Consider the following 19,575-nt stretch of genomic DNA (forward strand, 5'->3'; position numbering starts at 1 on the left):
GTGCGGGTCCTTGGCGAAACCTTGCGGGCGCTGCTCAGCCACTGGCGGCAGCACCCGGTGCAATTTTTCAGCGTATTGACCGGGCTCTGGCTCGCTACCAGTCTGCTGGCCGGCGTGCAGGCGCTGAACAGCCAGGCGCGGGACAGCTATGCCCGGGCCAGCCAGTTGATCGGCGGTGAACCCCAGGCCAGCCTCGGTACCCCCAGCGGCGCAACCTTCTCCCAGCAAGTGTTTGTCGATCTGCGCCGTGCCGGCTGGCCGGTGTCGCCGGTGCTGCAGGGCCGGCTGACCCTCAAGGGCCATGAAGACCAGCGCTTGCAACTGATGGGCATCGAGCCGGTGTCGCTGCCAGCCGGTTCCGCGGTGGCCGGGCAGGCACTGGCGATCGAGCGGATCGTCGAATTTTTCAGCCCGCCGGGCAGGACCTGGATTTCGCCGCAGACCTTGCAGGCTTTGGGCTTGCACGAGGGCGAACAGCCTGTGAGCTTGAGCGGCACCGCGTTGCCGCCGCTGCGTGTTGAAGCCGATATGGCGCCGGGTATGTTGCTGGTGGATATCGGCTTTGCCCAGCAGATCCTCGGCTTGCCGGATCAGCTGTCGCGACTGCTGCTGCCCAGGGACTTCAGTGCGACGCTGCCCGATCAATTCAAAGGCCAGCTGCAACTCAAGAGCCGCGGCGAAGAGAACAATCTGGCGCGCCTGACCGAGAGCTTTCACCTGAACCTCGATGCCCTGGGGTTTCTGTCATTCGTGGTCGGCTTGTTCATCGTCCACGCCGCCATCGGCCTGGCGCTGGAGCAACGCCGGGGACTGCTGCGAACCCTGCGCGCCTGCGGGGTCAGTGCCCGGATGTTGATTGCGTGTCTGAGTGTCGAACTGGGTGGACTGGCACTGATCGGCGGTCTCGCTGGAGTCGTCAGCGGCTATCTGCTGGCCAGTGTGCTGTTGCCGGATGTCGCCGCCAGTCTGCGCGGGTTGTATGGCGCCGAAGTGGCGGGGCAGTTGAGCCTCAGCCCGTGGTGGTGGCTCAGCGGCGTCGGCCTGAGCCTGCTCGGTGCCTTGCTGGCAGGTGCCAGCAGTCTGTGGCGGGCGGCGCGTCTGCCATTGCTGGCCCTGGCCGACCCGCAGGCCTGGCATCAGGCCCATGCGCGCTGGTTGCGACGCCAGGGTTGGGTGGCCGGGACGGCCGCGGTGATTGCGCTGCTGGCGTTGCTGCGGGGCGACAGCCTGGCCAGTGGTTTCGTGTTGATGGCCGCGCTGTTGCTCGCCGCCGCGCTGGCGCTGCCGGTGGTGCTCAATAGCGTGCTGAGCCTGGTGTTGCGGCGCAGTCGCTCGGTGCTCGGCCAATGGTTTGTCGCCGATTGCCGCCAGCAACTGCCGGCCCTGAGCCTGGCGTTGATGGCGCTGCTGTTGGCCCTGGCGGCCAACATCGGTGCCGGCAGCATGACCGCCGGTTTCCGCCAGACCTTCAGCCACTGGCTCGAACAACGGTTGACCGCCGAGCTCTACCTCAATCCACAAAACCCGGCCCAGGCCACAGCGCTGCACACGTGGCTCAAACAACAGCCGCAGCTCACGGCGGTGCTGCCCAACTGGCAGGTGTCTGTCCAGGTGCAAGGTTGGCCGGCGGATGTCTTTGGCGTGATCGATCACCCGACCTACCGTCAGCACTGGCCGTTGCTGGAAGCCTTGGGCGACAAGCCGTGGGATCGCCTGGCCAGCGACGATGCGCTGATGCTCAGCGAGCAACTGGCGCGGCGCTTGAAAGTGCACCTTGGCGATCACCTGACGCTACCGACGCCGGGCGGCCCGTGGTCGCCACAGATCGTCGGGATCTACGCCGACTACGGCAATCCCAAGGGCCACATTCTGGTCAACGCCGACCACCTGCTGCGCGCCTGGCCGCAGTTGACCCCCAACCGCTTCAATCTGCGCATCGACCCGCCGTCGATCCCGGCATTCCTGACGGCGCTGCAAGCGCGCTTCAGCCTGGATGACAGCCGCATCGTCGATCAGGCGCGGCTCAAGGGCTGGTCCACGCAAGTGTTCGAGCGCACCTTTGCCGCAACCGCTGCGCTCAACAGCCTGACCCTCTGCGTGGCGGGCGTGGCGTTGTTCATCAGCCTGTTGACCCAGAGCCAGAGCCGCTTGGGGCAGCTTGCACCGCTATGGGCGCTGGGTGTGACACGTCGGCAATTGATGCTGCTCAACCTTGGGCAAACCTGGTTGCTGGCGGTGCTGACGCTAATGCTGGCATTGCCTTTGGGCATCGCGCTGGCCTGGTGCCTGAATGCCGTGATCAACGTCCAGGCTTTCGGCTGGCGCCTGCCGCTGCAGGTGTTCCCGCTGCAGCTGTTGCAGTTGCTGGGATTGGCGCTGTTCGCGACCTTGCTGGCGTCGGCGTGGCCGCTGTACTCGCTGTACCGCACGCAACCGGCGGATTTGCTGAGGACCTTTGCCCATGAGGATTAAGGTCGGTGTGTTGTTACTGGCGTTGCTCGGCGGGTGCGATAATCCGGCGCCTGTCGAGAAAGGCTTCGCGGGGCTGGGCAATCAGGCTGCCGCGTTCACGCCAGTGGTGCCTGGCAGAGCCTTCAGCTTCCCGGCGGATCACGGCCCTCACGATGGTTTTCGCATCGAATGGTGGTATGTCACCGCCAACCTCAAGGACGATCAGGGCAACGAGTTCGGCGCGCAATGGACGTTGTTTCGCAGCGCATTGAGCGCTGCGCCCGAACAAGCTGGCTGGGGTAACCCGATCATCTGGCTGGGGCATGCTGCGGTGACGTCGGCAACGGTGCACCATGCCGCCGAACGTTACGCCCGGGGTGGTGTGGGTCAGGCCGGGGTGAACCTGACGCCGTTCAGTGCGTGGATCGACGATTGGCATTTCAACAGCCAGGCCAGCGCGGACAATCCTTTGGCCGATCTGCAGCTCAGCGCCCGGGACAAGGCGTTCAACTACCAACTGCGGCTGACCTCTGCGCGTCCGTTGGTGTTGCAGGGCGACCAGGGTTTCAGCCAGAAATCCGAACAGGGCCAGGCGTCCTACTACTACAGCCAACCGTTTTTCCAGGCCAGTGGCACACTCGAAATCGATGGCAAGACACATCGGGTCAGCGGCCCCGCCTGGCTCGATCGCGAATGGAGCAGCCAGCCGCTGACTGCGAATCAAACGGGCTGGGACTGGTTTTCCCTGCACCTGGACAGCGGCGAACAGGTCATGCTGTACCGCATGCGGCATAAGGACGGCGAGCCTTACCTCACCGGTACCTGGATCGACGCCCAAGGGCAGACGCAATCATTGCACGCCACCGACATCCTCCTCACACCGCAGGGCACGGCGAACGTCGCCGGCCGTTCCATGCCCGTCCAATGGTCGATCAAAATTCCCGGCAAGCAACTCGACATCACGATCAATGCCCTCAACCCCAATGCCTGGATGGATTTGCGCATTCCCTATTGGGAGGGGCCGGTGCAATTGAGTGGTAGCCATGGCGGGCAGGGCTACCTGGAAATGACTGGGTATTGAGGGACCAGGGAGGTTGCCAGAGCTCGTTGGCCAGCATTTTTCAGGGCACTATCCGTACACCAATGACCTCGGCCAGGTCCAGTAGCCGATTGTAGGCGTCCTCGTCATTGATCACATCCAAGCTGCGTCCATGCTGGACAAGGGCGGTTGGTCCGATTCTGTCGCCGAATAGCACAACCGCTTCTGCCGTATCGTCCTGCCGCGAAATCCAGCGCAGGCCCTGCGCATCAGGTACGGACGCGTGAATTGCCTCGGCCCATAGGCGCGTTGTCGGGTACAGGTTCTTTTCGGTGTCGATAAGTTCGTTGCGGGTTATGTTCAGTGACCGCAAGGCTTTGGAGGACAGATCCACCACAGAAAGCTCTTCAATGACCAGGACATTTGAATACACGAACCCGGCGAGCTTTGCTTTTTGGTAATACTTCGGCGCAGGTTCATAGGTCACATCGCGGAATACGGTCTCCATACCCGCGCAGTCGAATGTACTGCCACCGTACAGTGTGGGGATGATCTCGCCCAGAGCGTTCCGGATCGGGCTGAATCTCGCATTGCCTTTGTCGGTGCCATTGAAATCCGTCGCCTGGAATTTATTCATGTGAAAACGATGCAGTACCCGGCCGGCCTCAATGGTGATCAGGCGCACCTGAATATGTTCGTCGGGAGCAGGCGGGCGCTTTGGCAGCCTTTCAACCATGGATGACCCCGGCTACTTCGTCCTCAGCCGCTTCCAGCACGCCTTGTGGGTCGCTCTGTAGCAGGTCTTTTGGGCGCTTGCCGCCCAAATAACTGTTGGGCGATGCAAACCAGAAGGCCATTCCCCAACCGTCTTTCATGGAGGCCAGAGTCGAAATCACACTCCCAAGCCTGGCGAAAGGTCGGAAGCCGTGCGCGGGGTCCAACCCGTAGATCGGGAAGTAATCGACCCCTTCATGACGCAGGGCGAAAATCTTGCCACTGAGCTTCCATTTGTTCGGCTGAGAACTGGGGTTGCTCGACTTGAACTGGGCAAGCTCGGCGATTTCGTGCGCGGTAATCCAGTCATTGCTGTGGAGGATTTCAGTCTTCGCCTGGACCAGCATCTTTGCTTCGCGCAGAAGGGTGGAAGTGACCGGCTTTTTCGGAACGCACAGAGAGACTATTGTCGAGATAGTTTCCTCCGGGACAGATTGCAACTGCCAACGAAAAGCTGTGGTTAGCATTTCGAGGGAGATGATGTATGCCTGCACAGCCTCGTGGGTGGCCTTGAGTGTGATGACGACCCTTTCGCTGTCTTCGGATGCAGAGTCGGCAACCCCGTCAGGTCGGGATGTGTGCCGGATCTCAATCGATTCGACCGTAGTGGTCATGACGACCTCCTGAAAGTTATTGGCGCGATAGGTAAATGCACATATCCAATCTAACTCTGTTGGGTTGGTCTTAGCAAGCCCTGGGGTGGCTGAGCGGTGCGTAGCGGCGCCAATCAACCGCTTCAGCGGTCGTCTGTCCCAAGTAAACCCGATCCCCGGAACTCCGAACGCCGCCCAACCCTCTACCGTACGAACGCCCAAGCTGGAGCCCGTAATGAGCGACGACCTGAAACCGCCCGACCTTGCGTCGTGGCAGCGCCTGTTCGAAGACAAGGCCTACTGGCAGCAATCCCCCGATGCCCATTATGCCGAGCTGCTGCGAGTGGCCGATGATTTGCTGGGGCAGGGCGCCATCGACCTCGAACAGTGGCAGGCCTTGAAGACCAGGGCCGATCAATCCCATAAAGACTCACCTGCGGTTAACGTCGCCCAGGAAGTCGACGATCCCGAAGCCTGAGGAGAACCATCATGAACCGCAAAGCGCCTGAGACCACGGAACACCCCGACGAGCCGCGGCCACCCGGAGAAGTCGAGCGCGACAATGACGCCCTGCGCCCCACCGATCCGACCCGGCGCAAGGACAGCGGTAAAGGCACCGACAGCGGCGAATCCACTGCGCAGGAAACGGCGAAGACATCCTGATCAAGGTCAAAGCTCGTCGGCATGGACCCGCAAAGGATTGAAGTTCGGAGGAAACGGGAGGATGGCTTGTGACTAGCAGTGAAGTGCCAGTATGAACATTGAGAATTGACTCTATAGTCAATCTTGTACAACTTTTCCGTACAGGATTGATTAATGATCGAACTGGTGAGTTTGAGCGGTAATGATATTTAGGTTGACATTCAATAAAGATGTTTCGATAAATTTCATGTTTATATACGGACATATTATTGAAGTTGCATTAAAATGCCTCCCGTTCGCCCAGTGTCAGGGCTCTTTACCAGTGCATGGATTGCCGAGGCCCTACACTGGGCGAACACCTTTTGAAACAGAGTGTTTAAAAGCTCCAGCATGAAAAATGGGCGGCTGTCATAGTCGCCTATTTTTTTTATTGGCTGATCGATTCTTCTGATTATATAGATGAATCGCTACACTATTGAGCTGCCAATCGATTGGATAATGCACTGCAAAATATATAGGCCCGATCAACTCATCTGGAACAATATTCAGCAGGCTTTTCTACCATTGCGCTAGAAGTTGCGCAGCATTGTGGAGTTTGTTGCACTCAACTGAAGACCATGGTGCGCAGCAGCAAAAGACGGCCTTTTACCGCAGGCAACTGCACGATCTGACGCTCGTCAAGGCCACGTGACATCACTCAAATCCAGCGGGCGACAAGTGAAACAAACTGACACCGTGAAGGGTCCATCACACAGGTCCCTGTGCGCGTTCAGCGTGCGAAAACCCCTGGAATGGAGTGAAAACGACATGAAAATCCTGATGGTGCTAACGTCCCACGATCAATTGGGTGACACCGGCAAGAAAACCGGCTTCTGGCTGGAGGAGTTCGCCGCACCGTATTACGTGTTCAAGGATGCCGGCGCTCAATTGACGTTGGCCTCGCCCAAGGGCGGCCAGCCCCCCCTGGACCCGAAAAGCGATGAGCCGGATGCGCAAACCGCGGCCACCGAGCGTTTTCGTAAAGACTCCGCCGCCCAGTCCGCCTTGGCGTCTACTGCGTTGCTCGGCAGTGTAAGAGCCGAAGATTACGACGCGGTCTTCTATCCGGGAGGCCATGGTCCCCTGTGGGATTTGGCCGAAGACCTGAATTCGATCGCGCTGATCGAGGCGCTGCACCAGGCGGGTAAACCGGTCGCGGCAGTCTGCCACGCGCCAGGGGTGCTGCGTCACGTCAAGGATGCTGATGGCCAGCCGTTGGTCAGGGGCAAGCGCGTGACGGGCTTCACCAACACCGAGGAGGAGGCTGTGCAACTGACGAATGTCGTGCCGTTTCTGGTGGAGGATATGCTCAAGGCCAAGGGTGGTGTTTTTTCCAAAGGCGCTGATTGGGCGAGCTACGTGGTCACGGATGGCCTGCTGCTGACGGGGCAGAATCCGGCGTCTTCGGAAGCGGTGGCTGAGGCACTTTTGGCGAAGCTGAAATAGGATCAGGATCGCAGCCTGCGGGGGGTGTGAACACCAGTAGGAGCTGCCGCAGGCTGCGATCTTTTGACTGCGTTAACGGTTATGCGCTTAATGCTGCGAAACACTGCTCGATCGAACGCCGCTGCGTCTCGGCATACAACCCCAACTCATCGATGGTCGATCGTCCCAGCGCCTCCTCGAATGCCTGCCGGTTCGAATGCTCCCCGTAGTGGCTTTGTGCTGCATCGCCCAGGTTCGACTGAAAAATCCCTGCCGCACTGACTGGCAGGAAGTCCTCGTACACCAGCGGTTCAACCCGCAGATAACCGCCGCTCAGCAGGTCCTCCAGGGATGAAGATTTCAGTTCGTCCGCCCCCAGGCCTTTTGCCGTGACGAAGTAGCGAAAGTACGCCAGTTCCTGGAGCCGCATGCCTTCATAGGTATCAGGGAATTCGCTGAAGTGCTGCGCCATCAATTCGTTGTAGCGGACCGCGTTGGCTTCGTTGGGGAAGTCGTCGAGTTCGTCCCGGGCGGCATTGAGCAGGCGGTCGTAAAGCGCACGGCCCTTGGGGGTGAGCGCGGCACCGCGCTGTTCGATTTCACCGAAGCGGGCGCTGTGGCTGCCGCGAGCGTAGGCTTGATCGGTGAAGGCGACAGGTTCGTCCAGGGCCTTGAAACTGGTCTGGCGCAACAGGATCGGGCACTGACGGCGGGGCGGACCTTCGATCACGGCTTTGGGCGTGATGCCGTGGGCGGGCATTTGCGCCTGGACCCTGTCGATGTCCAGGGTACGCGGTGTCAGGTGATTGATGTGCGGGCCTTTGAACGCCACCACGTCGGCGATCAGGCGATGCTGGGCGCTGAGTTGCCGGTACTGCTCGGCGGTGACGGTGGCGCTGTGGTGCCAGCGAAAGGTTTCCAAGGCCTGCTCGACGAAGTCCCGGGCTTGCCGTTCGGTCAGGCCGCCCTGGCTTTCGGCGAGTTCGATGAGCATCAGCGCTGCCGGGGTGAAAATCGAGCGCTTGTCCAGTACCGACCGGGCGAAGGCTCGCAGTTCCAGGTCTTCGATCAATTCCAGGCGCAGCAGCGAGGTGAACACGCGAAACGGGCTGACCTGCAACGCCGCTTCATGCACGGCACGGAAGGCAGTGGAATGGACCGGTACGCCGGCCGGGGTCAGGTCGTAATAACCCACCGGCTGCATGCCCATGACCGCGAACAGCCGGGCGAGGGTGGCGAGTTCGGCGGCGGTGCCGACCCGGATCGCGCCATGCCGCTCCAGGTCCAGCCGTTCGATTTCACCGGTGCCGTGCAACTGGCGGGCGATCTGCGGGTCGCTGTCCAGCACATGGCGGTTGGTCTGTTCCACCAGTTCCATCAGCGCGCCATACAACGGCACTTCTTCGCGGTACATGTCGGACATCGCTTTGGAGAAGCGTTGGCGGATCAGGTCAGGGCTGATGAAGTTCGGGTGGCTCATGAAAAAGGATTCCTGGCGCGGTGACGTGAAGGATGAGGGAAAAGATCGCAGCCTTCAGCGGCGCCGACAAACGAAGAATCTTCCGGACTTCATTCTGCCAAGGACTGCTTGCTCAGTGCAGCCGTTGGTCCTGGGGGCTTTCCGAACGCTGGGATGCCAAAAACTCCCGATAGACCCGCGCCGTGTTCGAAGGGTCTTCGACCATCGGCAGATGGCCGATGCCTTCGAGGATCTCCACCCGCAAATCGTCGATGCCTTTACTCCAGATGGCCACGCTGCTGACATCGATCAAGCGGTCCTTGCGTCCCCACAGCAATAGCGCCGGGCACCTGATGTCGGGAAGCCGCGGTTCCATCGGCGCACTGGCGCGATAATCCCGGAAGATTTCTTCCAGTTCATCGCAGGCCTGTTCGTAGCGCTGGGCCATGGCATCGAGCACCACACCGGGAACCCACGGCGGCTGGGCCATGGTCATGGCGTAGAAACGCTGGAATTCTTCTTTTGAATGGATCAGGAACGGGTTGTGACCCTTGCCCAGGTGGCGCTCCAGATCACTGACTTCGGGGGCGGTGACACCGGCCGGGTCGATCAGCGCGACTGAGACAATGCGGTCCGGATAAGTGGCCGCCAGCCACGCCGCCATGTAGCCACCCATGGCGCTGCCGATCACATGGACCTTTTCGACGCCGCAGACGTCCAGCAACTGGATCATCCGCTTGGCCTGCACCGCAATGTCGTAACCGCCGCCCGCCTTGAAGCCGGTTTCCCCATGACCGGCAATGTCGGGGATGATCACCCGATAATTGCCGACAAAGTACCGGGCAAAGCGCAGCCAGATGTTCTTGTCGGCGCCGCAACCGTGGAGCATCAGCACGCTGCTGGACGCCTCGTACGGTCCGCCCTGCCAGGTCGAGACGGTCATTTCCGTGATCGGCACGACGATCTTGTGCAGGCGATACAATTTGGCTTCTGCCGCCATGTTCAGGTCATACAGCCAGTGCCCGATGGCCGGGTAGCTCAACCAGCTCCAGGCCACGAAAACCGCGATTGCGACAACCAACAAAAGCATCAGCGTCTTCCTTCTATCTGATCAGAACAGGTTGTGATCGAATCATTTCAGTGTAGGTCCGTTCCGCTCAGGGGCGAATTTCGATAGGCGCAGACCTGGTTTTTTTCAATGGGCCAATACCGCCAGCCGGTGATGGCTATTTAACGTTGCCCTGATAAACTTCCAGCACACCTGCAACCCCGGTGTGTTCAGGTTCCGTTCAGAGGCATAGAGGCCCCATGGAAAAAACGGGAGGAAAAGGACTTTCACTGGCCAGGAGGCTCTATACATCGCGAATCCTGGGCCTGGCCCTTGGGCTGTTGTGCGTGGGCGCGGCGATGTATCCACTCGATCCGCCACCGTGGGTCTGGGTGTTGATGCTGCTCAACGGCATCCTCTGGCCGCATGTGGCCTACCAATGGGCACGTCGGGCGAAGGTGCCCTTCCACGCCGAACACCGCAATATCCTGGTCGATGCCTTTCTCGGCGGTTTCTGGGTCGCCGCCATGCAATTCAATCCGCTGCCCAGCGCGGCGACGCTGTCGATGATGGCGATGAACAATGTGGCAATCGGTGGCCTGCGTTTCCTGCTGGTGGGGACCGTCGCGCAGGTGCTGGGGGGCGGTATCGGCTGGCTGATTTTCAGGCCGCTGTTCATCCCCCAGACCACGCCGTTGCAGATGTATGCTTGTCTGCCCTTGCTGAGTCTCTACCCGTTGGCGCTGGGCTGGATCTGCTTCCGTCAGGCCACGACCCTGGGCCGGCACAAACGTGAGTTGCTCGCGCTGAGCCGCACTGACAGCCTCACCGGCCTGCTCAATCACGGTGCCTGGAAGGATCAATTGGAGGTCGAATTCCAGCGTTGCCAACGCCAGCATCAGGGTGGGGCGGTTGCTTTGATCGACATTGACCATTTCAAAACCATCAACGACACCTACGGCCATGTCGCAGGGGATATCGTGTTGCGCCAGCTGAGCAAGATGCTCAAGCAGAACCTGCGGGCCGCCGACCTCGCCGGGCGTTACGGTGGCGATGAATTCTGTGTGATCCTCCCGGACCTGCCCCTCGCCAGCGCCGCCGCTGCCATGGATGCCCTGCGAGATCGCTTCGCCACGCTGGGCTATGAGCAGAACCCGGCACTGAGAGTCAGTTTGAGTATCGGCCTGGCGGCCATCAATCCGGCCCACACCGACGCGACCTTCTGGCTCAACGATGCCGACCGGGCGTTGTATGAAGCCAAAACGACGGGGCGCAACCGGGTGATCTGCTGCGGCGACGGCAGGCCTCGTCACGAATTGCTCGACCCGGTCTGAGGGCCTGCACAGACCCCTGTAGGAGCTGGCTTGCCAGCGAAGGCGCCCGGTCAGTCGATACAGATGTTGTCTGACACACCGCTTTCGCTGGCAAGCCAGCTCCTACAGGGGGTTGTGGTCATTCAGGTCCGTATGCGTCGCATTCGGTATGGAGCCGTGCGTCTCAGTCAGGTAGGGTTTCAGCTCCCCTGACACGAAACAAGGATCGATTCATGGCGCTCAATCTACCTCGCTCCCTGCTCGCCACCAGCCTCGGCTTGACCCTCGCCTTCGGCGCTTTCACCCCCGTTGCATTCGCCGAACCCCACAAGCAAGTCCTTGCCGACTCCGAACAGTACAAGGGTGAAGCCCTGAAACTGCTGGAGCGGCTGGTGAACATCGACTCCGGCTCCGGTTATGAACCGGGCCTGACCCAAGTCAGCGACATTGCCATCGACGAGTTGAAAAAACTCGGTGCCACCATCGAACTCGTGCCGAACACCCCGGACAAAAGCAACCATGTACTCGCGACCCTGAAAGGCACCGGCAAGGCGAAAATCCTGTTGATGGCGCACATGGACACCGTATTCAAGGAAGGCTCCGCGGCCGAGCGGCCATTCCATATCAAGGAAGGCCGCGCCTACGGGCCGGGGGTGATGGACGACAAGGGCGGTATCGTCGCCGGCATCTATGCGCTGAAAGTCCTGAATAACCTCGACTTCAAGGACTACGCCCAGATCACCTTCCTGCTCGACGCCAGCGAAGAAACCGGCTCGGACATCGCCACCGACCTGATCAAGAAAACCGCCAAGGCCCACGACGTGACCCTCAACCTCGAACCGGGTCGCCCGGCGGATGGCCTGGTGGTGTGGCGCAAAGGCAGTGCCACCGCGGTGGTCGAGGTCAAAGGCAAAGCTGCCCATGCCGGTGTCGCGCCGGAACTGGGTCGCAACGCCGCGATGGAAGCGGCGCACCAGATTCTGCAACTGGGCAAACTGGGGGATGCGGAAAAGAAAACCACCATCAACTTCACTGTGATCAAGGCCGGCGACCGCACCAACGTGATCCCGGATCAGGCCACGGCCAAGGCCGACGTGCGGGCCGCGGTGCCGGAGGAGTTAGACCGGATCGAGAAGGACCTGGCGCGGGTGTCCAAGGACAAGCTGATTGCCGAGACTGAAGTCACTACCACGCTTCAACGCGGGCTGCCGCCGATGCCGCAAACGGCGGAGTCGGATCGGTTGATGGCCATGGCGCAGGGGATCTACGGTGAAATCGGGCGCAAGTTGACGGAAGAAGGCAGTGGCGGGGCGGCGGATGCCAGCCTCTCGGCGGGTGTGGGGACCCCGACCCTGGATGGGTTCGGGATTGTCGGCGGCAATATTCATACGCCGCAGGAATACGCGGAAGTGGAAAGCGTGGCGCCGCGGATTTATCTGTTGTCGCGGATGATTATGGAGTTGGCCAAGAAGTAAGCTAAGCGCGGGGCAAGCCCGCGGATCTCGCGGTGTAGCGACTGGCCCCTTCGCGAGCAGGCTCGCTCCCACATTGGATCTTTGTCGTACACAATATTTGTATACGCAGGAGATTCAATGTGGGAGCGAGCCTGCTCGCGAAGGCGTCCTGTCAGTCAATACAGCTTTACCTGCCGCACTGTCACTCCTTGACGCTCATGAACTCCTGCGCCCAACGAATATATTCCTCAGGCTGCGTATAGGTATGCGTCAGTTCGGTCGCGCTCAGGTCCGAGGCCTGGGTAAAGATCTGCCGTTGCTCACGCAAACTGTCGTAAGTGGCCTTGATCGCAGCGAAGTACGCACCATGGCCATCGATGGTGACCCGCACACCCAGTTCGGCCAGGCGCTTGTCGTCGCGCAGCAGCGGGTTACCGTAGGTGACCAGCATCAGTGGCACGCTCAGGTGCTCGGCAATCTGCTCCAGCTGGTCGAAATCCTTTACCCCGACCATGCAAATCCCGTCCGCGCCGGCCTGCTGGTAATGCCGGGTGCGGCTGATGATTTCCTGGATCGGCAGGATACCGGCGTTGGTACGGGCGATGATCGCCATCTCCGGGTCGACCCGGGCCTCCAGCGCCGCGCGAATCTTGCCGACACCTTCGGCTACCGTGATCAGGTCGGTGGATTTGCGGCCGAACTGCGCCGGCAGCAGGGTGTCTTCGATGGTCAGCGCGGCCACGCCGGCGCGCTCGAGTTCGACGATGGTACGCATCACGTTAAGCGCGTTACCGTAGCCGTGGTCGGCGTCGGCGATGACTGGCAATTGGGCCACGCGGCCGATGCGAGTGGCCTGCTCGGCGAACTCGCTGAGGGTGATCAAGGCAAAATCGGGGGCGCCCAGTACCTGCAACGACGCAACCGAACCGCCGAGGATCCCCACTTCAAAACCCAGGTCGGCGGCAATGCGTGCCGACATCGGGTCGAAGACCGACGCGGTGTGATAACAGGCATCGGAGGCGAACAGCTGGCGAAAGTTACGGCGCAAATCTTGATGTGAAAGCCTGGACATATGAGTTCCACCAATGGAATGGACGGGCTTGAGCAAAAGTGTCAACGCCGAAGAAGTAAAAGGCTATCACGCGCGAGGGGGAGAAATGATGACGAATTTGCAGGCAATCGCGCGATGACCCCTATTGCTGTGGCAAGCTCCCTCGCCACAATGCCAGTGCCAGCGCGTGATCACGCCGCCACTGCTTGCGGTTGTCGATCGAGCAGCGGCACGGCGCGCACCGAGTTGCCGGGTTGCAGTTGCAGGCGTTTGGCGGTAAGGCGGTCGACGATCAGGCTGTCGCCCACCCGCCGCGCGCGCGCGCTGGTGATGCGGCAGTTTTCCAGGCGGCGGTTGTGGATCAGCCATACCGGTGCTTCGTCGTCCGGCGTTCCGATGGCCAGCACCAGTGGCTGGCTGTCGCGCACGGTGCGGATTGTCGAAATCGGCGCCTCGATGACCGGGCCGGCGTCGAAAATGTCGATATAGCCCTTATGGGCAAAGCCTTCGGCGGTGAGAACTTTCAACGCCGACTCGGTATTCGGATGGGCTTTGCCGATCACCGCCCGGGCCTGTTCGGTCAGCAGGCAGGTGTAGAGCGGCTGGCGTGGCATCAGCTCGGCGATGAATGATTTGTTGCCAGCCCGGACAAGTGATCGGCATGGCTGAAATCCATCTTGAAAAAATGCCGGCCCAGACTGTCCCAGAACGGCGAGCTCCCTTGTTCGTCGGCGCGGCCACGCAGTTCGGCGATCAGTTTGTCGCCAAACAGGTGCGCAAACTCGGCAACGAACAACAGGCGCCCCAATGACAGCAGTCGACCATTGTTGCCCTGGCGTTGATCGGTTCGCAGGAACAAAGAGCAGATTTCCGATTGCCCGGTCATTTCATTGTTCAGGAACAAGGTCGGGATCTGCCGCTGGATCCCCAGGTCCGGCGATGAACTGACCGTGAGCCCGACCCGGTAGTTGTACCAGGGCTCACGCAGGCCGACGGCCCCCGTCAGGGCGCTGACCCCCACCACTTGTTGATCGTCATCTTCGAGCACGAACAGGTAATCGGCATCGGCGCGCTCGACCTGCTCGGCGAAGGTGCGTTGGGCCCAGCGCACCCGGTGGGCCAGGCGTTCCTCACTGGCCGGCAGGGTGGTGAACCCGGGGCCGGCCTGCCGCGCGAGCGCGAGCAAGGCAGGCAGGTCGGTGACGCTGACCGGACGGACAATCATGATGCAGTTCCTTCTTCACGCCTGTTCGGACGCTGTCGTCGGGCACGGGGCCGGAGGCTGCTCACAGGGCGATCAGCCGGATCGGGCTGCCTTGCGTCACCTTCAGCGCCGCGCACATCCGGGCATCCAGGGTCACCGGTTGTCCCGGTCTATAGTCCAGGTCGGCGACGATGGCACGATAGTCCTTGAGTGAATCGTTGCTCACCAGATAGCTGCCACGGGCATCGATGGCCAAGCCCGAATGCGCGACACCGGCCTGGGTCTGCGCAATCGAGCGAATGTTCGAGGTGCGCGCATACAGCGTCGGGCCGCCGTCGAACAGGTCGATGTAATTGTTGGTCTCGAATCCTTCCCGCTGGAGGATATCGAAGGCGTCCTGCCCATCGGGGTGGATGCGGCCGATGCAATCCTGGGCGGCCTGGGGCAGCATCGGCACATAGATCGGGTATTGCGGCATCAGTTCGGCGAGGAAGGTCCGGCTCTCCAGGCCGCAGAGTCGCTCGGCCTCGGCGTAGGGCAAGTCGAAGAAATGCTTGCCCAGGGCATCCCAGAATGGCGACCCGCCTTCATCGTCGCTGAAGCCGACGATCTCGGTGATCACCGTGTCGGCAAAGCGCCGCGAATGAGCGGCAATGAACAACAGCCGTGCCCGTGACAGCAACTCGGAGGCCGGCGTGCGCACCAGCGCTGCATCGATATGAAAGCCCCGAAGCAAGGTGTGGCCGCTGAGGTCGTGGCATAACGACAGCGCGGGTACGCCGTGCTCGATGTTCAGCTCCCGCGAGGCGCTGGTGAAGTGCCGGTTGCGCAGGCTGTAGAAGGGTTCGTTGAAGCCTGCGGTGGCGAGGATTTCCGAACAGCCCGCCAAACGTCGGGTCGAGGGGTCCTCCAGGACGAAGAAGTAATTCTCCGGGCCATTGCCCTGAACGTCGTTTTCGAATGAGGCGCCAGAATCGACAATCCTCCGGCGCAAGCGTTCGGTGTCGTCCGGCAAGGACGTGACGCCCACCAGGCTTTCACGGGCAAGTCGCTGCAATTCGGGCAGATCGGTTAACTCGACTGGGCGTAAGACCAGCATGGATGCACTCCTGTATCAATGGGTTCGGCGGTCGGCACCGGACCTGACTATCACTGTCGGTTTCCACGCATTGAATGGGCGATCGTCTGCATGACTGTCAGACGTCACACTTGTTTTTATCGGACGTTAGTGGGTGAGGCAGCACCGTGCCGGCGACCGGTTTTTGTTGAAATAACCGTTGAGCTTGCAACTGAGCGCAGGGGGAACCGAGGCGTCATTGTGGTCGTTGCGAGAGGGCATCCGGGCTCCTGCTGGATGGGTGGTCGGTTTCAATTGCTGATCCGAGAAAACAGTATTTATTTATCGCCTGTCCCATGTCTAGTTAATTTTTCATGGTGTTTCCAGGCCTGGAAAATGGGGGAAATGCCCGTATGCCGGGGGCTACGGCGATCTCGACTGATCTTGTAGGCCATCGCCTATAAAGCTATCGGAGATTGCCGATTTTCAAGTCGGGACACGCTGTGCAATAGGCTGAAACGAAACGCCCCCGTTTGCGCAACTTGCGGCACAATTACCCGGATATTGACGGTGTGACGCCGTTTTCTTCTTTTAAACAGAGTGATCAATCGTGCAGTCGACCCGTTTGACGCTGATGTGCCACGCTAGAACCGTCGCACAGAAATTTGGGCGTTTTCCTACAGATGAGCCATTGGAGATGGCCGGGCAATCGGCGATGGATTCCCGGCGCGCCCGGTTCAAGGGCACGCCGCGCCTGCTCTGTGGCCCCGAACTGAGGGCCCGGCAAACCGCCGGGCTGTTCGGCAGCGACGTAGAGGTGGTGCCGGCGCTGAGGGATTGCGATTTCGGGCGTTGGAAAGGTGGGCGGATCGACGATTTGCATAAATCCGAACCGGACATGCTCCAGGCCTGGCTCGACGACCCTGATTCGGCGCCCCATGGCGGCGAGTCGGTGGTGCAACTCGGCGCGCGGGTGGCCGCCTGGCTGACGACGCTGGAAGCGACGCCGGGGCACATCGTCGCCATCACCCATCCGTTTGTCATTCGCGCCGCACTCACTCAAGCGCTGCAAGCCGCGGCGTTCAATCTGATCGATGTCGAGCCACTGTCGGCCATCGAGCTACGGTTCAATGGTTGCTGGCGCTTGCGTTTGATCGGCACTGACCTCGAGGAAATACAGTGATGAAAAAACTTCTGGTCATCGGCATCGGTGCCGGCAACCCCGACTACATCACGATGCAAGCGGTGAAAGCGCTGAACCAGGTCGACGTGTTTTTCCTCATGGACAAGGGCCAGAGCAAAGACAAACTGATCGACCTGCGCCGGGAGATCTGCGATCGCTACATCACGGATCCCACGTATCGCTTCGTCGAAGCCCACAGCCCGGAGCGGGAGCGGGGTGATGTGGACTACAAGACCAGCGTGGAAGACCTGAACCTGGCCAAGCAAATGACCTTTGAACGGTTGATCGATGAGGAAATGTCCGACGGCCAGTGCGCCGGTTTTCTGGTATGGGGCGACCCGGCGTTGTACGACAGCACCATTCGGATCCTGCAGGCGATTCTGGCCTCGGGGCGCTGCGTGTTCGAGTTCGAAGTGATCCCCGGCATCACCAGCGTCCAGGCGCTGGCGGCTCGGCACAAAGTGCCGTTGAATCGCATCGGCCGCTCGATTGAAATCACCACCGGTCGACGCCTGGCGGCAGGGCAGGTGAGCGATGCCGACAGCCTGGTGGTGATGCTCGATGCAGAGGATTCCTACCATCAGGTGGCGGACCAGGAGACGCAGATTTACTGGGGGGCCTACCTGGGGACGCCGGATGAGATACTCATCAGCGGCAAGCTCGAGGCGGTGGCGGATGAGATCGAGCGGGTGCGCAAGGCGGCGCGGCTGGCCAATGGGTGGATCATGGATACTTATTTGTTGCGTAAGCCTTGAGGCCTTGGCGCGGGCTTCAAGTATCTCTAAACCGGTTATCACTTTTATATCAGTATTTGTCGCTTAAAGATAATTTGCCCTGGGGAAGCCTATCTAGACTGCCGGCCACTTCGGTGGCTCTCCAACCGCAATCAGCACCCGAGAGCCAATCGAAAGCTGCCAATAAAAGCCTCCGCACACAGGAGTTATAAATGAAGAAGCTAGTGATGTTCGGTGCCCTGGCACTGTCGATGTTGTCCCTGACCGCCATGGCCGATAACGCCAAGCCGATCCGCATCGGTATCGAAGCCGGGTACCCGCCATTCTCGATGAAAACCCCCGATGGCAAACTCACCGGTTTCGACGTGGACATCGGCGATGCGCTGTGCGAACAGATGAAAGTGAAATGCACCTGGGTCGAGCAAGAGTTCGATGGCCTGATCCCGGCGTTGAAGGTGAAAAAAATCGACGCCATCCTGTCGTCGATGACCATCACCGACGACCGTAAGAAGAACGTCGATTTCACCATCAAGTACTATCACACCCCGGCGCGCTTCGTGATGAAGCAAGGCACCGACGTCAAGGACCCGCTGACCGAACTCAAGGGCAAAAAGGTCGGTGTGCTGCGTGCCAGTACCCATGACCGCTTCGCCACCGAAGTCCTGCAACCGGCCGGCATTATCCTGGTGCGCTACGGCTCCCAACAGGAAGCCAACCTGGACATGGTATCCGGTCGCCTCGACGCGATGCTGGCCGATTCGGTCAACCTCGACGACGGTTTCCTGAAAACCGATGCGGGCAAGGGCTTCGCTTTTGTCGGCCCGACCTACGAAGACGCCAGGTACTTCGGCGGCGGCGCCGGTATCGCCGTGCGCAAGGGTGACAAAGAGCTGGCAGACAAATTCAACACCGCCATCAGCGAAATCCGCGCCAACGGCAAGTACAAGCAAGTGCAGGACAAGTACTTCGATTTCGACGTTTACGGCCATTGATCAGACCGTTCAAAAGACTGGCAATCGTTGACGCGGTTGCCATAGTCCAACCGTTGAAGTGAGATCCCTGTGGAGCGAGACCGGCTTGCCGGCGAAGACGGTACTACAGCACCAGACTTCACAGACGAACCTGGGCCCTTGTAGGAGCTGGCTTGCCAGCGAAGGCGGCGGATCAGTCAACATCATCTTTGAATGTGAAATCGCCTTCGCTGGCAAGCCAGCTCCTACAGGGGATTTGCGGCGCACACAAAGCTCATGTACGACAGCGATCAGAAAATGTAGCGAGACCGGCTTGCCGCCGAAGATGGCCCAGACAGCGCTGCCGATCCCCGGGCCATCATCGACATCCTGTTTCACAGTGTTAGGCTCTACCCGAATCCTGCACCTGTGAAGGAAGGTTATGTTGAAGTTTTTTGCTCTGCTGACGCTGCTGGTGTCTGCCGCCGTCCACGCTCAACCCCCGCTGCAAACCGATATGCCGCTCAAGTACCTGGAGCAGATCCACGCCGAATCCCGCGATCAACCCTTGGTGATTTTCCTCCACGGCTACGGCAGTAACGAACAGGACCTGTTCGACATCAAGGACGCGTTGCCCGCGCGATACAACTACCTGTCGGTGCGGGCACCGATGGTGATGGAGGAGGGTAGTTACAAGTGGTTTCGCGAAAAAGGCACCGGTGCCTATAACGGCGAAACCGATGATCTGAAGTCCAGTACGCAGGTACTGCAGGATTTTGTCGCACAGGCCGCGAAGAAATATCACACTCAACCGGACAAGGTATTCCTGGTGGGTTTCAGTCAGGGTGCGATCATGTCCTACGAAATGGCGCTGCGTCAGCCCGAGGCAGTGGGCGGAATCGCGGCGTTGAGCGGGCGGATTCTGCCGGTGCTCAAGTCCGAGCTCAAACCGGATGAAAAACGCCGGTCGCTGGCGATTTTCATCGGTCATGGCACGGCGGACAAACGCCTTCCATACAACGATGGCACTGACGCTGACAGACTGTTGCAGAGCCTGTCACTCAAGCCTGAGTTCCATGCCTACCCGGGTGTTGGTCATAGCATCAGCGCTATCGAAATGCAGGATTTGAGCGCCTGGTTGCAGCGTCTCAATCCCTGA

At 60.3% G+C, this 19,575-nt stretch carries 17 protein-coding genes and 1 pseudogene; 11 read left to right on the forward strand and 7 right to left on the reverse strand.

Going from position 1 to position 19,575, the window contains the following annotated elements; genetic code table 11:
- Together F8N96_RS20540 and F8N96_RS20545 are read left to right on the forward strand one after the other, a co-directional pair.
- Positions 1-2,472, forward strand: a complete 2,472-nt coding sequence (locus tag F8N96_RS20540) for an ABC transporter permease (protein ID WP_150799459.1) — start codon at positions 1-3, stop codon at positions 2,470-2,472.
- Positions 2,462-3,532: a lipocalin-like domain-containing protein gene (locus tag F8N96_RS20545; protein WP_150799363.1), complete on the forward strand. Its 1,071-nt coding sequence runs from the start codon at positions 2,462-2,464 to the stop codon at positions 3,530-3,532. Before F8N96_RS20540 ends, F8N96_RS20545 begins: the two co-directional genes overlap by 11 nt.
- A 40-nt stretch (positions 3,533-3,572) precedes the next feature.
- Here F8N96_RS20545 and F8N96_RS20550 read toward each other — a convergent pair whose 3' ends face one another.
- Positions 3,573-4,226 (reverse strand): RES family NAD+ phosphorylase, encoded by a 654-nt coding sequence (locus F8N96_RS20550; RefSeq protein WP_150799364.1) that lies wholly within the window; start codon positions 4,224-4,226, stop codon positions 3,573-3,575.
- Complete coding sequence (locus tag F8N96_RS20555; protein ID WP_150799365.1) at positions 4,219-4,878, reverse strand: DUF2384 domain-containing protein; 660 nt, start codon at positions 4,876-4,878, stop codon at positions 4,219-4,221. Before F8N96_RS20555 ends, F8N96_RS20550 begins: the two co-directional genes overlap by 8 nt.
- 214 nt (positions 4,879-5,092) lie before the next feature.
- On the opposite strand from F8N96_RS20555, the gene F8N96_RS20560 reads away from it, so the two are divergent.
- The 3 genes from F8N96_RS20560 (at position 5,093) to F8N96_RS20565 (ending at position 6,984) form a co-directional block, all read left to right on the forward strand.
- Positions 5,093-5,335, forward strand: a complete 243-nt coding sequence (locus F8N96_RS20560; protein WP_150799366.1) for a hypothetical protein — start codon at positions 5,093-5,095, stop codon at positions 5,333-5,335.
- Between the two features lie 11 nt (positions 5,336-5,346).
- Complete coding sequence (locus F8N96_RS35100; RefSeq protein WP_191630756.1) at positions 5,347-5,520, forward strand: hypothetical protein; 174 nt, start codon at positions 5,347-5,349, stop codon at positions 5,518-5,520.
- 786 nt (positions 5,521-6,306) lie between these two features.
- Positions 6,307-6,984 carry a type 1 glutamine amidotransferase domain-containing protein gene (locus F8N96_RS20565; RefSeq protein ID WP_150799367.1) on the forward strand — a complete coding sequence of 226 codons (678 nt, stop codon included), beginning with the start codon at positions 6,307-6,309 and terminating at the stop codon, positions 6,982-6,984.
- 79 nt (positions 6,985-7,063) lie between these two features.
- Here the strand turns inward: F8N96_RS20565 and F8N96_RS20570 are convergent, their stop codons facing one another.
- Together F8N96_RS20570 and F8N96_RS20575 are read right to left on the reverse strand one after the other, a co-directional pair.
- Positions 7,064-8,443, reverse strand: a complete 1,380-nt coding sequence (locus F8N96_RS20570; protein WP_150799368.1) for a VOC family protein — start codon at positions 8,441-8,443, stop codon at positions 7,064-7,066.
- Positions 8,444-8,555: 112 nt separating this feature from the next.
- The gene (locus F8N96_RS20575) at positions 8,556-9,512 is read right to left on the reverse strand and encodes an alpha/beta fold hydrolase (protein ID WP_150799369.1); all 957 of its coding nucleotides are present in this window, start codon (positions 9,510-9,512) and stop codon (positions 8,556-8,558) included.
- A gap of 218 nt (positions 9,513-9,730) precedes the next feature.
- On the opposite strand from F8N96_RS20575, the gene F8N96_RS20580 reads away from it, so the two are divergent.
- Both F8N96_RS20580 and F8N96_RS20585 read left to right on the forward strand, forming a co-directional pair.
- A complete protein-coding gene (locus F8N96_RS20580) occupies positions 9,731-10,804 on the forward strand; it encodes a diguanylate cyclase (RefSeq protein WP_150799370.1) in 1,074 nt (357 codons plus the stop codon).
- 212 nt (positions 10,805-11,016) lie between these two features.
- Positions 11,017-12,258, forward strand: coding sequence for a M20/M25/M40 family metallo-hydrolase (locus F8N96_RS20585; protein WP_150799371.1), 1,242 nt, complete (start codon positions 11,017-11,019; stop codon positions 12,256-12,258).
- Between the two features lie 181 nt (positions 12,259-12,439).
- Here F8N96_RS20585 and F8N96_RS20590 read toward each other — a convergent pair whose 3' ends face one another.
- The 3 genes and pseudogenes from F8N96_RS20590 to F8N96_RS20600 form a co-directional block, all read right to left on the reverse strand.
- Entirely contained in the window at positions 12,440-13,309 is an 870-nt protein-coding gene (locus tag F8N96_RS20590) for an isocitrate lyase/PEP mutase family protein (protein WP_150799372.1), read from the reverse strand.
- A gap of 170 nt (positions 13,310-13,479) precedes the next feature.
- Positions 13,480-14,513, reverse strand: a pseudogene (gene astA / locus F8N96_RS20595) (arginine N-succinyltransferase).
- A gap of 61 nt (positions 14,514-14,574) precedes the next feature.
- Positions 14,575-15,591 (reverse strand): arginine N-succinyltransferase, encoded by a 1,017-nt coding sequence (locus F8N96_RS20600; protein ID WP_150799373.1) that lies wholly within the window; start codon positions 15,589-15,591, stop codon positions 14,575-14,577.
- Positions 15,592-16,159: 568 nt separating this feature from the next.
- Between F8N96_RS20600 and F8N96_RS20605 the strand changes: the two genes are divergently transcribed.
- From F8N96_RS20605 to F8N96_RS20625, 4 genes are all read left to right on the forward strand, one after another.
- Entirely contained in the window at positions 16,160-16,732 is a 573-nt protein-coding gene (locus tag F8N96_RS20605) for a histidine phosphatase family protein (protein ID WP_150799374.1), read from the forward strand.
- Positions 16,732-17,487: a precorrin-6A synthase (deacetylating) gene (gene cobF, locus F8N96_RS20610; protein ID WP_150799375.1), complete on the forward strand. Its 756-nt coding sequence runs from the start codon at positions 16,732-16,734 to the stop codon at positions 17,485-17,487. The genes F8N96_RS20605 and cobF overlap by 1 nt, the downstream gene beginning before the upstream one ends.
- Positions 17,488-17,678: 191 nt before the next feature.
- Positions 17,679-18,458 (forward strand): ABC transporter substrate-binding protein, encoded by a 780-nt coding sequence (locus tag F8N96_RS20615; RefSeq protein ID WP_150799376.1) that lies wholly within the window; start codon positions 17,679-17,681, stop codon positions 18,456-18,458.
- A gap of 400 nt (positions 18,459-18,858) precedes the next feature.
- Positions 18,859-19,575, forward strand: coding sequence for an alpha/beta hydrolase (locus F8N96_RS20625; RefSeq protein WP_150799378.1), 717 nt, complete (start codon positions 18,859-18,861; stop codon positions 19,573-19,575).

The sequence above is a fragment of the Pseudomonas fluorescens genome (genome assembly GCF_902497855.1).
Lineage (GTDB): Bacteria > Pseudomonadota > Gammaproteobacteria > Pseudomonadales > Pseudomonadaceae > Aquipseudomonas > Aquipseudomonas fluorescens_BI.

Bases quoted from the DNA above. Each gene is read 5' to 3' on its own strand.
- F8N96_RS20560 (WP_150799366.1), top strand. From the start codon at position 5,093: ATGAGCGACGACCTGAAACCGCCCGACCTTGCGTCGTGGCAGCGCCTG.
- F8N96_RS35100 (WP_191630756.1), top strand. From the start codon at position 5,347: ATGAACCGCAAAGCGCCTGAGACCACGGAACACCCCGACGAGCCGCGG.
- F8N96_RS20600 (WP_150799373.1), bottom strand. From the start codon at position 15,591: ATGCTGGTCTTACGCCCAGTCGAGTTAACCGATCTGCCCGAATTGCAG.
- F8N96_RS20585 (WP_150799371.1), top strand. From the start codon at position 11,017: ATGGCGCTCAATCTACCTCGCTCCCTGCTCGCCACCAGCCTCGGCTTG.
- F8N96_RS20625 (WP_150799378.1), top strand. From the start codon at position 18,859: ATGTTGAAGTTTTTTGCTCTGCTGACGCTGCTGGTGTCTGCCGCCGTC.
- F8N96_RS20570 (WP_150799368.1), bottom strand. From the start codon at position 8,443: ATGAGCCACCCGAACTTCATCAGCCCTGACCTGATCCGCCAACGCTTC.
- F8N96_RS20555 (WP_150799365.1), bottom strand. From the start codon at position 4,878: ATGACCACTACGGTCGAATCGATTGAGATCCGGCACACATCCCGACCT.
- F8N96_RS20545 (WP_150799363.1), top strand. From the start codon at position 2,462: ATGAGGATTAAGGTCGGTGTGTTGTTACTGGCGTTGCTCGGCGGGTGC.
- F8N96_RS20575 (WP_150799369.1), bottom strand. From the start codon at position 9,512: ATGCTTTTGTTGGTTGTCGCAATCGCGGTTTTCGTGGCCTGGAGCTGG.
- F8N96_RS20580 (WP_150799370.1), top strand. From the start codon at position 9,731: ATGGAAAAAACGGGAGGAAAAGGACTTTCACTGGCCAGGAGGCTCTAT.
- F8N96_RS20590 (WP_150799372.1), bottom strand. From the start codon at position 13,309: ATGTCCAGGCTTTCACATCAAGATTTGCGCCGTAACTTTCGCCAGCTG.
- cobF (WP_150799375.1), top strand. From the start codon at position 16,732: ATGAAAAAACTTCTGGTCATCGGCATCGGTGCCGGCAACCCCGACTAC.
- F8N96_RS20615 (WP_150799376.1), top strand. From the start codon at position 17,679: ATGAAGAAGCTAGTGATGTTCGGTGCCCTGGCACTGTCGATGTTGTCC.
- F8N96_RS20565 (WP_150799367.1), top strand. From the start codon at position 6,307: ATGAAAATCCTGATGGTGCTAACGTCCCACGATCAATTGGGTGACACC.
- F8N96_RS20550 (WP_150799364.1), bottom strand. From the start codon at position 4,226: ATGGTTGAAAGGCTGCCAAAGCGCCCGCCTGCTCCCGACGAACATATT.